11 protein-coding genes are annotated in these 15390 nt (G+C 59.7%); 8 read left to right on the top strand and 3 right to left on the bottom strand.

Annotation, left to right across the window (positions count from 1 at the left end; all coding sequences use genetic code 11):
- Window positions 1–333: 333 nt before the first annotated feature.
- Window positions 334–972: a TetR/AcrR family transcriptional regulator gene (locus IFT47_RS14470; protein WP_192171273.1), complete on the bottom strand. Its 639-nt coding sequence runs from the start codon at window positions 970–972 to the stop codon at window positions 334–336.
- Between the two features lie 108 nt (window positions 973–1080).
- A complete protein-coding gene (locus IFT47_RS14475) occupies window positions 1081–2457 on the bottom strand; it encodes a glutamine synthetase family protein (RefSeq protein ID WP_065987362.1) in 1377 nt (458 codons plus the stop codon).
- 652 nt (window positions 2458–3109) lie between these two features.
- Here IFT47_RS14475 and IFT47_RS14480 point away from each other — a divergent pair.
- From IFT47_RS14480 to IFT47_RS14510, 7 genes are all read left to right on the top strand, one after another.
- A complete protein-coding gene (locus tag IFT47_RS14480) occupies window positions 3110–4468 on the top strand; it encodes a glutamine synthetase family protein (RefSeq protein ID WP_037016227.1) in 1359 nt (452 codons plus the stop codon).
- 69 nt (window positions 4469–4537) lie between these two features.
- Window positions 4538–5902, top strand: coding sequence for an aspartate aminotransferase family protein (locus IFT47_RS14485; protein WP_192171272.1), 1365 nt, complete (start codon window positions 4538–4540; stop codon window positions 5900–5902).
- Between the two features lie 72 nt (window positions 5903–5974).
- Window positions 5975–7072 carry a polyamine ABC transporter substrate-binding protein gene (locus IFT47_RS14490; protein WP_192171271.1) on the top strand — a complete coding sequence of 366 codons (1098 nt, stop codon included), beginning with the start codon at window positions 5975–5977 and terminating at the stop codon, window positions 7070–7072.
- Between the two features lie 276 nt (window positions 7073–7348).
- Window positions 7349–8443: a polyamine ABC transporter substrate-binding protein gene (locus IFT47_RS14495; RefSeq protein WP_192171270.1), complete on the top strand. Its 1095-nt coding sequence runs from the start codon at window positions 7349–7351 to the stop codon at window positions 8441–8443.
- A 56-nt stretch (window positions 8444–8499) separates the two neighbouring features.
- Window positions 8500–9642, top strand: coding sequence for a polyamine ABC transporter ATP-binding protein (gene potA, locus IFT47_RS14500; RefSeq protein WP_192171269.1), 1143 nt, complete (start codon window positions 8500–8502; stop codon window positions 9640–9642).
- Window positions 9639–10559, top strand: coding sequence for an ABC transporter permease subunit (locus tag IFT47_RS14505; RefSeq protein ID WP_037016213.1), 921 nt, complete (start codon window positions 9639–9641; stop codon window positions 10557–10559). Before potA ends, IFT47_RS14505 begins: the two co-directional genes overlap by 4 nt.
- Entirely contained in the window at window positions 10556–11446 is an 891-nt protein-coding gene (locus IFT47_RS14510) for an ABC transporter permease subunit (RefSeq protein WP_192171268.1), read from the top strand. Before IFT47_RS14505 ends, IFT47_RS14510 begins: the two co-directional genes overlap by 4 nt.
- Window positions 11447–11764: 318 nt before the next feature.
- On the opposite strand, the gene IFT47_RS14515 is transcribed toward IFT47_RS14510, so the two are convergent.
- Entirely contained in the window at window positions 11765–14164 is a 2400-nt protein-coding gene (locus IFT47_RS14515; protein ID WP_192171267.1) for a penicillin acylase family protein, read from the bottom strand.
- A 167-nt stretch (window positions 14165–14331) separates the two neighbouring features.
- Here IFT47_RS14515 and IFT47_RS14520 point away from each other — a divergent pair, with 167 nt between their 5' ends.
- Entirely contained in the window at window positions 14332–15273 is a 942-nt protein-coding gene (locus IFT47_RS14520; RefSeq protein ID WP_192171266.1) for an alpha/beta hydrolase, read from the top strand.
- Window positions 15274–15390: the final 117 nt, after the last annotated feature.

The following is a 15390-nucleotide window of genomic DNA, read 5'->3' on the forward strand; positions in this document are numbered from 1 at the left end:
CAACATGACGCCCAATCAGTACGAGCGGCAAGCGGTCTGACAATCACCGATTGAGGTGTCCGGAAAAAGTTGACCACTTCAGGCTGACAGAATGCTTTCGCGAGCAAGCTCCCACTGGTCCTCCGAACTAGCCGAAATATCGAGTCAGCCCACCATCCTGTGGGAGTCGAGCTTGCTCGCGAAAATTTAGCTTCAGCCACCGAGAAAGTGGCTGAATGCCCCGGCCTCTTCGCGAGCAAGCTCGCTCCCACAGGTTTAGCGTCTGACTCAGGCTTCGGGTTGGTCGAGGACGTGTGGGCGTGATCGGGGTGGCGCCTCCACAACTGACCTGCGTTATTGCTCGATTAACCGCTTCGGCAAATACGGCGGCAGGTACAACCCCAGATACGCATCGAATACCCGCAATCCTTCCTCGGCCATGCGCGGGGTAATCGCGTTGTGCAGTTGCACCGAGCGCGCGTACACCCGATCGGCCAGTTCCAGCGCCAGGGCAAACACCTCAACATCATCGGGCAGCGTCGGCAGTTGGAAATGCCGGGCGAACAGCGCGTGCATGAGGTTGCCCAGTTCAATGTCGTGCTGACGATCCGCCTGAGTGACTTCGGTCAAACCGTGCTGGGCGAGGATCAGCTGTCGCGCGGCAGCGTCGTCGCTGTAAATCGCGAGCATGCGCGACTCCACCACATGGGACAGGTCTCGCCACTGGTTCAATTGATCATGATCGATGGGCTGCTGCAGGCTTTCGCGAAACGCCTCGTGGACATCAGCCGTCAGCGCTTCCAGCAACGCCGGAACGCTGGCGAAGAAGTGATACACGGAGGAGGGCGGAATCTCGGCCCGCTCGGCGACGCTGTAGATGGAAAGGCTCGCCACGCCGTCCGAGGCCAGCAGCGCACGTGCGGCATCGAGGATCGAGTCGATCCGCGCCTGACTGCGTGCACGCGGTTTGCGGGGTGGGGCAAGGCGGGTCATCGGCGCTCTCTCGGTCGGTGGCGCGGGCATTCTACAGTGGCAGCCGGGAGAATGAAAAACGCCACCGATTCTCTCGAAAAGGTGGCGTTTTCGTAACTCGTGCAGCCATCAAACCGTGTGCAGATACCAGTTGTATTCAAGGTCGGAGATGGAGTGCTCGAACTCCTCCAGCTCACTTTCCTTACACGCAACGAAGATATCGATGTACTTCGGATCGATGTACTTGGCCATGACTTCGCTGTCGTCCAGCTCGCGCAGTGCATCACGCAGGTTGTTCGGCAAGCTTTGCTCGTTCTGCTCGTAGGAGTTGCCTTCCACGGGCGGACCGGGCTCGATCTGGTTGGTCAGGCCATGGTGAATGCCTGCCAGCACCGATGCCATCAGCAGATACGGGTTGGCATCCGCACCGGCAACCCGGTGCTCGATACGTACCGAGTCGGCCGTCCCGGTAGGCACGCGCACGGCCACGGTCCGGTTATCCAGACCCCAGCACGGCGAGTTTGGAACATAGAACTGAGCACCAAACCTGCGGTACGAATTGACGTTCGGGCAAAGGAACGCCATCTGCGCGGGTAGGGTCTCGAGCACACCGCCGATCGCATGACGCAATGCGGCGTTCTGCTCGGGATCCTCACTGGTGAAGATGTTTTTGCCATCACGATCAAGGATCGAAATGTGCACGTGCAGGCCGTTACCCGCCTGGCCTGGATACGGCTTGGCCATGAAGGTGGTGTCCATCTCATGGTCGTAAGCGATGTTCTTGATCAGGCGTTTGAGCAGTACCGCGTAATCACAGGCTTTCAGCGCATCCGCAGTGTGGTGCAGGTTCACTTCGAACTGCGCCGGAGCACTTTCCTTGACGATCGCGTCGGCGGGAATGCCTTGCTCTTTCGCGCCTTCCAGAATGTCCTGGAGGCAGTCGACGTATTCGTCCAGGTCATCGATCAGGTAAACCTGTGTCGAGTGCGGACGTTTGCCGGAAATCGGCGAGCGCGGCGGCTGGGGTCGGCCGTTCACATTTTCCTGATCGATCAGGTAGAACTCAAGCTCGAATGCAGCGCAGATGGTCAGGCCCATCTCGTCGAACTTGCTGACAACCTGGCGCAGCACTTCGCGCGGATCGGCGAAGAAGGGCGTGCCTTCCAGCTCGTGCATGGTCATCAGGAGTTGTGCGGTAGGACGCTTCTGCCAGGGCTCATTGCAGAGAGTGTCGGGGATTGGATAGCAGATTCGGTCAGCGTCACCGATGTCCAGACCCAGACCGGTGCTTTCCACCGTCGAGCCGTTGATATCCAGTGCGAATAGGGAAGCTGGGAGGTTGATGCCTTTTTCGTAAACCTTATGAAGGCTGGTGCGTTCGATGCGCTTGCCGCGCACCACTCCATTCATATCTGCAATCAGAAGGTCAACGTATAGAACCTCAGGATGTTCCTTAAGGAACGCGTTCGCTTCGTTGAGCTGAACGGCACGCGGGGGTACCGACATGATGCAACACCTTTGTTGTTGAAAATATCAATCATCGAGCATTACGGGTTTCAGTCAATCCGAAAGGCCAGACGAAGTCAAGGGAGCCCTGATTTGCCCTAAAAGGGCGCCAAAGAGCCATTTTCGCCGCACTTTAGGGCAAATGTTGTGCGCCAAAGGTCATGCAAACTGCGGGTTTGAGCAGGGCGTGTTTTATTTTTTACGGGTGTGTTGTGGAAAAAAATGAACAACGCTAAGCTCGATTGCAACCCATAACAGCAATAATACCGGGGGTCTCATGCTTCGCCTTCCGCTGATCGGCCTCACCGCCTGCACTCAGCCATTCGGGCACCTGCTTTTTCACATCACATGCTTTCAGTGTAGCGGCCCAGTCAGCGCGCCGGGCACTGCGCATGCCTCTGTGCGGCACCTCGACACCTTACTCTTTATCCGCGCAGCGGTTCCAGCGGGCGCGTCTTTTGCTTCCGCTGACGTATCCGGCCCTGACTTTCCGCGGCATCCGCCGCCGCGCTTTTTGCACAAGCACGACTATCTTTGAGTCTTCCAGGCAATTGGCGATGCCTGTGGAAAACGAGCAGCACCGTAACGCCAGCGCTTCAAAGAACGCCTGACCGCCATGACGGCGACCAGGAATTAAAACCCTGAGGTATTTATGAGTACCAACCTCGACCAGCTCACCGATTGGTTGAAAGAACACAGGATTACCGAAGTCGAATGCATGATCGCCGACCTCACCGGTATCACACGGGGCAAGATTTCACCGACCAACAAGTTCATTGCTGAAAAGGGCATGCGCTTGCCGGAAAGCGTACTGCTCCAGACCGTGACGGGCGATTACGTCGAAGACGACATCTACTACGAATTGCTGGACCCCGCAGACATCGACATGTTCTGCCGTCCTGACCAGAGCGCGGTGTTTCTGGTGCCCTGGGCCATCGAGCCGACTGCGCAGGTGATTCACGACACCTACGACAAGCAAGGCAACCCCATCGAGCTGTCCCCGCGCAACGTCCTCAAGAAAGTCCTCAAGCTCTATGCCGATCAAGGCTGGCAGCCCATTGTGGCGCCGGAGATGGAGTTCTACCTGACCAAGCGCAGCGACGACCCCGACTACCCGCTGCAGCCACCGGTGGGTCGCTCGGGTCGTCCGGAAACCGGCCGGCAGTCGTTCTCCATCGAAGCCGCCAACGAATTCGACCCCTTGTTCGAAGACGTCTACGACTGGTGCGAACTGCAGAACCTCGACCTGGACACGCTGATTCACGAAGACGGCACCGCGCAGATGGAAATCAACTTCCGTCACGGCGACGCGCTGTCTCTGGCGGACCAGATTCTGGTGTTCAAGCGCACCATGCGCGAAGCCGCCCTTAAGCACGATGTGGCCGCGACCTTCATGGCCAAGCCCATGACCGGCGAGCCCGGCAGTGCGATGCACCTGCACCAGAGCATCATCGACATCGAGACCGGCAAGAACATCTTCTCCAATGAGGACGGCACGATGAGTCAGCTGTTCCTGCAGCACATCGGCGGTCTGCAAAAGCTGATCCCCGAGCTGTTGCCGCTGTTCGCGCCCAACGTCAACTCGTTCCGCCGCTTCCTGCCGGACACCTCCGCGCCGGTGAACGTGGAGTGGGGCGAAGAAAACCGCACCGTTGGCCTGCGCGTTCCAGATGCCGGCCCGCAGAACCGTCGAGTGGAAAACCGTCTGCCCGGCGCCGATGCCAACCCGTATCTGGCCATCGCCGCCAGCCTGCTGTGCGGTTTCATCGGCATGGTCGAGGGGCTCAATCCCAGCGCCCCCGTCGTCGGCCGTGGTTACGAACGCCGCAACCTGCGCCTGCCGTTGACCATCGAAGACGCGCTGGAGCGCATGGAAAACAGCAAGACGGTCGAAAAGTACCTCGGCAAGAAATTCATCACCGGCTACGTCGCGGTCAAGCGCGCCGAGCACGAGAACTTCAAGCGTGTGATCAGTTCGTGGGAGCGGGAATTCCTGCTCTTTGCCGTCTGACGTTCCGGGGCGTCGTCGATTCCAGTGGATCCACGGCGCCCCACACGCGATACCTGACTGGAGTGATTCATGAGTTCCAACAACCCGCAAACCCGCGAATGGCAAGCCCTCAGTAGTGATCATCACCTGGCGCCGTTCAGCGATTTCAAGCAGTTGAAAGAGAAAGGCCCGCGCATCATCACCAGCGCCAAGGGCGTTTACCTCTGGGACAGCGAAGGCAACAAGATCCTCGACGGTATGGCCGGGCTCTGGTGTGTCGCCATTGGTTATGGTCGTGAAGAACTGGCGGACGCTGCCAGCAAGCAGATGCGCGAGCTGCCTTACTACAACCTGTTCTTCCAGACCGCTCACCCGCCGGCACTTCAACTGGCCAAGGCCATTTCCGACATTGCCCCCGAGGGCATGAACCACGTGTTCTTCACCGGTTCCGGCTCAGAAGGCAACGACACGGTGCTGCGCCTGGTTCGCCATTACTGGGCGATCAAAGGCCAGCCAAGCAAGAAAGTCATCATCAGCCGCGTCAACGGTTACCACGGCTCGACCGTCGCCGGCGCCAGCCTGGGCGGCATGACCTACATGCACGAACAGGGCGATTTGCCGATTCCGGGCATCGTGCACATTCCGCAGCCTTACTGGTTCGGTGAAGGCGGTGACATGACGCCCGACGAGTTCGGCGTCTGGGCGGCTGAACAACTGGAGAAGAAGATTCTCGAACTGGGCGTAGACAACGTCGGCGCGTTCATTGCCGAGCCGATTCAAGGCGCCGGCGGCGTTATCGTTCCGCCCGACACCTACTGGCCGAAGATCAAAGAGATCCTCGCCAAATACGACATCCTCTTCGTGGCCGACGAAGTGATCTGTGGCTTTGGCCGCACCGGGGAATGGTTCGGCAGCGATTTCTACGACCTCAAGCCGGATTTGATGACCATCGCCAAGGGCCTGACCTCGGGCTACATCCCCATGGGTGGCGTCATCGTGCGCGATGAAGTGGTCAAGGTCCTGAACGAGGGCGGCGACTTCAACCACGGCTTCACCTACTCCGGTCACCCGGTGGCGGCGGCAGTGGGCCTGGAGAACATTCGCATTCTGAGTGAAGAAAAGATCGTCGAACGGGTGAAGTCCGAAACGGCACCCTATTTGCAAAAGCGTCTGCGCGAGCTGAGCGATCACCCGCTGGTGGGTGAAGTGCGGGGCGTCGGCATGCTGGGCGCAATCGAACTGGTGAAGGACAAGGCCACTCGCGAGCGTTATGTCGGCAAAGGCGCAGGCATGATCTGCCGCACTTTTTGCTTCAATAACGGCCTGATCATGCGGGCCGTGGGCGACACTATGATTATCTCGCCGCCGCTGGTGATTACCTTCGCCGAGATCGACGAGTTGATCGAAAAGGCGCGCAAGTGCCTTGACCTGACGCTTGAGTCATTGCAAGGCTGAATTTTTTTCCGGAAATTGCCAGACTGTCCGCCGTCTAGACGCTGCTTACATAAAAACACTGGAGCCGTACGCATGAAGAAATTTGGCAAAACCCTCCTGGCCTTGTCCCTCATGGGCGCAGTGGCCGCTGCTGCACACGCCGATGACAAAGTCCTCCACGTCTATAACTGGTCCGATTACATCGCACCGAACACCATCGCCGACTTCGAAAAAGAGTCGGGCATCAAAGTGGTGTACGACGTGTTCGACAGCAACGAGACCCTGGAAGCCAAGCTGCTGGCCGGTAAATCGGGCTACGACGTCGTCGTTCCGTCGAACAACTTCCTGGCCAAGCAGATCAAGGCCGGCGTCTACCAGGAGCTGGACAAGTCCAAGCTGCCAAATTACAAAAACCTCGACCCTGCCTTGTTGAAAGCCGTGTCCATCAGCGACCCGGACAACAAGCACGCATTCCCGTACATGTGGGGCTCGATCGGCATCGGCTACAACGCTGAAAAAGTCAAAGCCGCTTTGGGCGCTGATGCACCGGTCAACTCGTGGGACCTGCTGTTCAAGCCGGAAAACGCTGCCAAGCTGAAAGGCTGCGGGATCAGCTTCCTCGACTCGCCGACCGAAATGCTGCCAGTGGCGCTGCATTACCTGGGCCTGCCGACCGATAGCCAGAAGAAGGAAGACATCCAGAAGGCCGAGGATCTGTTCAAGAAAATTCGTCCTTCGATCACCTACTTCCACTCGTCCAAGTACATCTCGGACCTGGCCAACGGCAACATCTGCGTAGCCGTGGGCTACTCGGGTGACATCTACCAGGCCAAGGCGCGCGCTGAAGAGGCGGGCGGCAAGGTCAAAGTCAGCTACAACATTCCGAAAGAAGGTGCAGGCAGCTTCTACGACATGGTCGCCATCCCGAAAGATGCCGAAAACGTCGAAGGCGCCTACAAGTTCATGAACTTCATCCTGCAACCGAAGGTGATGGCTGAAATCACCAACTCCGTTCACTTCCCGAACGGCAACAAGGCGGCAACCGAGTTCGTCGACAAGGACATCACCTCTGATCCGGGCGTTTACCCGCCGGCAGACGTCCTGGCCAAGTTGTACGCGATCGCCGACTTGCCAGCGGCGACTCAGCGCTTGATGACCCGCAGCTGGACCAACATCAAATCGGGTAAATAAGCCTGACCGGGTGCGTCGTTTCGTACGGCGCACCTGTGGGAGCGAGCTTGCTCGCGAATGCGGTCTGCCTGAGCCGGATGCACGACTGACACACCGCAATCGCGAGCAAGCTCACTCCTACAGGTTTTGCGTCACCCGTCATGACACCCGCGTCACAAAAAGTTTTTTTGCGAGAAGGGTTTATCGAAGGTAAGTTGCGCGCCGGATGGGTCACAGGCAGTCGTTACTGTCATCGGTACGGGCAACAGGCCCACCTACTAAAAAAGGACTGCACACGTGTCTATTTCTTTATTTTCAAAAGGCTTGCTGCTCGGCGCCGGGCTCACGCTCGCGGCCGGTGCCTACGCGGATTCCACCGTTCGCATTTATAACTGGTCCGATTACATCGGCACCACAACGCTGGAGGACTTCACGTCCACCACCGGCATCAAGACCAAATACGACGTCTTCGACTCCAACGAAACCCTGGAAGGCAAGCTGCTGGCCGGCCACACCGGTTATGACGTGGTCGTCCCATCCAACCACTTCCTGGGCAAGCAGATCAAGGCGGGGGCGTTTCAGAAGCTCGACAAATCACAGCTGCCGAATTACTCCAACCTCGACCCCGAACTGCTCAAGCGCCTGGAAAAGAACGACCCGGGCAACCAGTACGCCGTGCCGTATCTGTGGGGCACCAACGGCATCGGCTACAACGTCGACAAGATCAAGGAAGTGCTGGGCGTCGACACCATCGACTCCTGGGCGACGCTGTTCGAGCCCGAGAACATCAAGAAGCTGCAGAAGTGCGGCGTCGCGTTCCTCGACTCGGCTGACGAGATGCTGCCCGCAGTCCTTAACTACATGGGCAAAAACCCGAATAGCACCGACGAGAAAGACTACAAAGCCGCTGAAGCCAAGCTGCTCAAAGTCCGCCCGTACGTGACCTATTTCAACTCGTCCAAATACATCACTGACCTGGCCAACGGCGACATCTGCATCGCAGCCGGTTTCTCCGGTGACGTCTTCCAGGCCAAGGCCCGTGCCGCAGAAGCCGGCAAGGGCGTCAACATCGCTTACTCGATCCCGAAAGAGGGCGGCAATCTGTGGTTCGACATGCTCGCCATCCCTTCGGATGCGCCGGACGTGAAGGCCGCTCACGCGTTCATCAACTACATCCTCAAGCCTGACGTAATCGCCAAGGTCAGTGACCAGGTGGGTTATGCCAACCCGAACCCGGCTTCGGGCGAGCTGATGGATCAGGAAATTCGCAACGACGAGGCGGTTTACCCTTCGAAGGAGATACAGGAGCGCCTGTACGTCAATTCCGAGCTGCCGCCGAAGATCCAGCGCGTCATGACGCGCAGCTGGACGAAGATCAAAACCGGTAAATAAAGACCTTGGCGCCCGGCCCCATTGGCCGGGCGCAAAAACAGTTGGGAGTTTCACCCATGGCAGTTGCCTCCGGCGCCTACAAGAAATCCCTTGAGGGTGGTCAGCAACCGAAACTGGTGCTGGTCAAAATCGATCGGGTCACGAAAAAGTTCGATGAGACGATTGCTGTGGACGACGTGTCTCTGCAGATCAACAAGGGTGAAATCTTTGCCCTGCTCGGCGGCTCCGGCTCGGGGAAATCCACCCTGCTGCGCATGCTTGCCGGCTTTGAGCGCCCGACCGAAGGGCGCATTTACCTCGACGGCGTCGACATCACCGACATGCCGCCGTATGAACGTCCGATCAACATGATGTTCCAGTCCTACGCGCTGTTTCCGCACATGACCGTGGCGGACAACATCGCTTTTGGCCTCAAGCAGGACAAGCTGCCCAAGGCCGAAGTCGAGGCCCGCGTGGCCGAGATGCTCAAGCTGGTGCAGATGACCCAGTACGCCAAGCGCAAACCGCACCAGTTGTCCGGCGGTCAGCGGCAGCGTGTGGCGCTGGCACGTTCGCTGGCGAAGAAGCCGAAGCTGCTGCTGCTCGACGAACCCATGGGCGCACTGGATAAAAAGCTGCGTTCGCAGATGCAACTGGAGCTGGTGGAAATCATCGAGCGCGTCGGCGTGACCTGCGTGATGGTGACCCACGACCAGGAAGAGGCCATGACCATGGCCGAGCGCATCGCGATCATGCACCTGGGCTGGATCGCGCAGATCGGCAGCCCGATCGATATCTACGAGACGCCGACCAGCCGCCTGGTCTGTGAGTTCATCGGCAACGTCAACCTGTTCGACGGCGAAGTCATCGAAGACATGGAAGGCCACGCGCTGATCAGCAGCCCTGAGCTGGAACGCAAAATCTATGTCGGCCACGGCGTCACCACGTCGGTGGAAGACAAGCGGATTACCTACGCGCTGCGTCCTGAAAAGCTGCTGGTGACCACCGAACAGCCGACGTTCGAGCACAACTGGTCGCGGGGCAAAGTTCACGACATCGCCTATCTGGGCGGTCACTCGGTGTTCTACGTGAAACTGCCGTCGGGCAAGCTGGTGCAGTCGTTTGTCGCCAACGCCGAACGTCAGGGCACACGACCGACCTGGGACGATGAAGTCTTCGTCTGGTGGGAAGACGACAGCGGCGTGGTATTGCGCTCATGAAAATCCGAAAAATAAAACGGGCTTTCAATCGAATAAAGCCCACCGGGCGCCAGGCCGTTATTGGCGTGCCGTTCCTGTGGCTGTTCCTGTTTTTCGCGCTGCCGTTTCTGATCGTCATCAAGATCAGCTTCGCTGAAGCAGACGTAGCGATTCCGCCGTATACCGAGATCTTCACCTACGTCGAGCAGAAGCTCGACATCGTGCTCAACTTCGCCAACTACGCCCTGCTGACCAGTGACGACCTGTACATCTCGGCGTATCTGGGCTCGTTGAAGATGGCGTTCATCAGCACCGTGCTGTGCCTGTTGATCGGCTATCCGATGGCCTATGGCATCTCCATCGCCCGCAAAGAAATGCAGACGGTGCTGTTGCTGCTGATCATGATGCCGACCTGGACTGCGATCCTGATCCGCGTTTATGCGTGGATGGGCATCCTCAGCAACAACGGTCTGCTCAACGCGTTTCTGATGTGGCTGGGCGTGATCAGCGAGCCATTGCAGATACTCAACACCAACCTCGCGGTGTACATCGGCGTGGTCTACTCGTATCTGCCGTTCATGATCCTGCCGCTGTATGCGAATCTGGTGAAGCACGATCAAAGCCTGCTGGAAGCAGCATCGGACCTGGGTTCGAGCACTTTCAACAGCTTCTGGAAAATCACCGTACCGCTGTCCAAGAACGGCATCATCGCCGGCTGCATGCTGGTGTTCATTCCGGTGGTGGGCGAGTTCGTCATCCCGGAACTGCTGGGCGGCCCCGAGACGCTGATGATCGGTAAAGTGCTGTGGCAGGAATTCTTCAACAACCGTGACTGGCCGGTAGCGTCGTCGCTGGCAGTGGTCATGCTGTTGATCCTCATCGTGCCGATCATTCTGTTCAACCGCAGTCAGGCCAAAGAGCTGGAGGGCAAGGCATGAGAGGCTTCCGATTCTCGAACCTGATGTTGGTACTGGGCCTGATCTTCATCTACGCGCCCATGGTCATTCTGGTGATCTACTCGTTCAACGCCTCCAAGCTGGTAACGGTCTGGGGCGGCTGGTCGGTGAAGTGGTACGTCGGGCTGCTCGACAACACCCAACTGATGAGCGCGGTCATGCGCTCGCTGGAAATCGCGCTGTACACGTCGATTGCGGCGGTGGCGCTGGGCACCATGGCGGCGTTCGTGCTGACGCGGATCACCCGATTCAAGGGCAAGACCTTCTTCGGCGGTCTGGTCACCGCGCCTCTGGTGATGCCGGAAGTGATCACCGGCCTGTCGCTGTTGCTGCTGTTCGTGGCGATGGCGCAGTTGCTCGGCTGGCCCGAGGAGCGTGGGATCGTCACCATCTGGATCGCTCACACGACGTTCTGTGCGGCGTATGTGGCGGTGGTGGTGTCGGCGCGTCTGCGTGAGCTGGACATGTCCATCGAAGAGGCGGCAATGGACCTGGGTGCGCGGCCGTGGAAGGTGTTCTTCCTGATCACCATCCCGATGATCGCGCCATCGCTGGCGGCGGGGGCGATGATGTCCTTCGCGCTGTCGCTGGACGACCTGGTGCTGGCGAGCTTCGTCTCCGGCCCGGGGTCGACGACCCTGCCGATGGAAGTGTTCTCGGCGGTGCGCCTGGGCGTGAAGCCTGAGATCAACGCGATTGCCAGCCTGATTCTGCTGGCGGTGTCGATTGCGACCTTCCTGGTCTGGTTCTTCAGCCGCCGCGCTGAAAACAACCGCAAACGCGCCATCCAGCTAGCCATCGAAGAAGCTGCGGCAGACGGTTGGAAACAGCCGGACCTGCGTCGTGCAAAGGTGGTCGAGTCGGTTTGATCCCGATCACTGCTCCAGTGAGGTGTTCCCACTGGATGCACGCGATGCTGTAGTGGGACCGGCTTCAGCCGGGAAGGGGCCGGTGTGTGCGCTACAGATTTGCGGCGTAACGCACTACGCCTTCCCGGCTAAAGCCGGTCCCATAGGTTGGGGCTCTGGCCGGTTTCACCGGATGCACGCGATGCTGTTAGTGGGACCGGCTTCAGCCGGGAAGAGGCCGGTATGTACGCTATAGATTTGCGTTGTAACGTCCGCCGCCTTCCCGGCTAAAGCCGGTCCCACAAGTTGAGGCTCCAGCTAGACCCACCGTTCATACGGTTATCGCCCCGGCACCAACCTCAACACCTCTTTGCTGTTCCCCGCCACATCTCCTTCGCTGAACCGCTCCGGCGCGTACTCGCCGTTGACGTAGCGCTGCGCCTGATCGGCGTAGTGCTTGTCGAACAGCACGCCGCTCTGGCCCACCGGGTTGATCCCCAGGGCGTGGGCCGGGTCGGCGAAATCGATGAGGCGGCGCGTCGATGGTCCGTAAGTCACCGGCCACGGCGCGGGGCCCATGCTCGCTGACAGGTTGTTCGGCACCTCATGGGTACCGGGCGCCGCGAACGGCCCGACGTTGAACAGCATGTCCAGCGGCGGCTGTTTGCCCAGCGGATGCTCGTGGGTCAGCGTATGCGCCTTGCCCCATGTCCACTCATCCGGGTTCTGCCCGTACAGCGATTTCAAATGTGAGACCGCTGCGTGCCAGGCGACCTTCACCGTGTTGTCGCGGCTCTCGGGCTCCCGAGAATGGCGATTGTTCCACCACGGCGAATCGGCGTCGGCAGCCAGTCGCGGCAGGGCTAGGTCAATGAGTCGTGTCGACAGCAGCGTCGTGAACATCCCGTCGCTGAGCTCGTCATGGAAGACTTGGTCGGTCAGGTTGAACAGGAACTGGTTGAACAGCGTCGCGCCCACCGAATCCACGGAGTACTCACCGTTCCACGCCGCCAACCGCTCCAGTAAATCGTGCTCTTCCGGCTCACTCACCACGCGGCGCAGCACCGGAATCAGCGGCGTCAGAATCTGCGCGGCGTAATCCGTCCGCGTGCCGAGCTGCAGCGCCTTGCTGTTCTCCAGATTCCATTTCACCTTGTCGTCGCTCAACTGGTTATTCAACTGGCGACCGCGCTCGGGAAGATTGTAGTAACCCGGAATCTCCATCCCCGTCGGCGACACCGGCTGGAAGTTCGCCGAGACGATATAACCCCGCGCCGGGTTCTCTTCCTGCGGGTTGTCGCTGAAAGGGTAGAAACCGTTCTTGTCAGCCTGCTCGGAGCTGCCGTCGAGAATGAACGTCGGATTGACCCCCGCAGGCCGCTTCGGCAACTGCGCCGCCGCCCACCAGCCGATATCACCCTTGGCGTTGGCGTAGACGATGTTCAGGCCCGGCGACTGAATCTTCTCGGCGGCGCTGCGCATCTTCTCCAGCGTGTCGGCGCGGTTGGCGTCGTAGAAGCCCTGCAGGATCGGGTTGTCCGACTCGAGAAACGACCACCACATCGCAATCGGCGTATCGCTCGGCTGTTGCGCCCCATTGGCGCCCAGCGCGTCATTGACGATCGGGCCGTGGGGTGACTGCCGCAAGGTGATCGTGACGGGGGCTTGACCCTTGACGTCGATCTGCTCGGTGCGTGAGGTCATGTCCACCCAGGCGCCGTGGTACCAGACTTGGTTGGGGTTATCGGGGTTGGTCTTTTCACCGATCAGGTCCAGATCATCGTTCTGGAACATGGTCAGGCTCCAGCCGAAATCCAGATTATGGCCGAGCAGCGCGAAGGGGTTGAGCGCCTGAAAATGCCCGTACAGCTCGAAACCCGGCGCGGTCAGCTGGGCTTCGTACCAGACCGCCGGCACCGAGAAACGAATGTGCGGATCACCCGCCAGCAACGGTTTGCCACTCTCGGTGCGGCTGCCGGACACCGCCCAGGCATTGCTGCCCTCGAACTGCGGCAGGCCGGCTTTCTCAAGCGCCTGCTGGCTGAGCAGTGCCAGGTCATTGAGGCCTTTCCAGTCGTTGCTCGTCAATGCAGGGGACTGGCCAAGGCCCCCTTGCGGCCGCCAGCCCATGTCGAAGACTTTCAGATACTCCGGGCCCAGTTGATCCCGCACATAGGTCATCAACGGCTCGGTGCGAAACGCCGCCGCAAAGCTGTAGGCCAGATAACCGCCGACGCTGAGGGTGTCTTGCGCCGTGAACGGCCGCTCGCGAATGCCCAGCACGTCGAACTCGATCGGTTTGGGATGCGTCGCCTGATATTGATTAATGCCGTCCAGATACGCTTGAAGCGCCTTCCACGCCGGCGTGTTCTTGTCCTGGCGCGCCACGTAGGCGTCGGCGTGCTCGCGGATGCGCAGGCTGCGGAACAGCTTGTCGGTGTTGACCAGCTTGGGGCCGAGGACTTCAGCCAGCTCGCCGCGCGCCAGCCTGCGCAGGATTTCCATCTGGAACAGGCGGTCCTGAGCGTGAACATAGCCCAGCGCGCGGTACAAATCGTCTTGGTTGTCGGCACGAATATGCGGCACGCCGCGCTCGTCGTAACGCACGGTGACCGGGGCCTGCAGCCCTGCGAGTTTGATCTCGCCATCGCGGACCGGCTGCTTGCCGTGGATGTACCAGGCGCCCGCGCCCCCGATGAGCACCAACACTGCGACGACGACATAAAGGCTGCGTTTCATCCGGGGGCTCAAATGAGAATCGTGAAGGTTTTGCAGGCTACAGATTTGTCTCGCGACTGGGTAGACGGACCGCCTATGGATTTAGGCCGCGTAACTTGCCACGCCGCAGCGGACAGATGACACTTCCGTGCGGCCGCTTCCCACACACACCCTCATCTGGAATTCCGATGTCTGACACGTTCGATCCCGATCACCTGCGTGCTGAGCTGTTGCCGCTGAGCGTGTCCCAAGCGCCATCTGAAGAAGCGCAGGCTTATCAGCGTTTCTACGGCCTGAACGCGCTTGGCCTGAATGGTTTGATCAGCAGCCGAATCGGGCGCTTTGAAGTGGGCGGTTACGACATTGTCACGCAGCTGTGGATGCCCGAACAGCCGGTCGGCACGCTGGTGCTGATGCATGGGTTTTACGATCACATCGGCTTGTATCGTCACGTCATCGACTGGGCATTGGGGCTTGGGCTGGCGGTGATTGCCTGCGACCTGCCGGGCCATGGATTGTCCAGTGGGGCGCGGGCAAGTATTACCGACTTCGCGGAGTATCAGGCGGTGCTGGATCGGCTTTTTGTCGTAGCCGAAAGCCTCAACCTGCCGCAGCCGTGGCACCTGTGTGGGCAAAGCACCGGCGGCGCGATTGTCATCGACCACTTGCTGCATCACGGCGACGCCAGCCCGGCGCAAGGTCAGACCATCTTGCTGGCGCCGCTGGTGCGACCGCGTGGCTGGGCCTTGTCGAAACTCAGCTATTACCTGCTGCGCGGCTTCGTCAAAGCCATCGACCGGCGCTTCAGCGAAAACTCCAACGCCCCGACCTTTCTGCCGTTCCTGCTAGCGGACCCGTTGCAGCCGCGGCGCCTGCCGACCGTCTGGGTGGGCGCGCTGGCCAAATGGATCGAGCGCATCGAACGCGCGCCCCGCAGCCGCCGCAGCCCGCTCATCGTGCAGGGCGAGTCGGACATGACTGTGGACTGGAGACATAATCTGCCAGTGCTCAAGGACAAGTTCGCCGAGCCGCAGATCTTCATGCTGCCCGAAGCGCGGCATCACCTGGTGAACGAGTCACCCGAGCTGCGGGCGCGGTTTTTTGAGTTTCTGACGCAGCGGATGGGGTAGGGCTCGGAGGGCGGGTTTCCCGTCTGATATAGCGAATGTGGGACCGGCTTTAGCCGGGAAGGCTTGAGTGGTCACACCGAAAGGAGAGGGTGTTCAAACAGTACTCTTCCCGGCTGA

This window comes from Pseudomonas sp. CFBP 13711 (genome assembly GCF_014842265.1).
In the GTDB taxonomy this organism is placed as follows: domain Bacteria; phylum Pseudomonadota; class Gammaproteobacteria; order Pseudomonadales; family Pseudomonadaceae; genus Aquipseudomonas.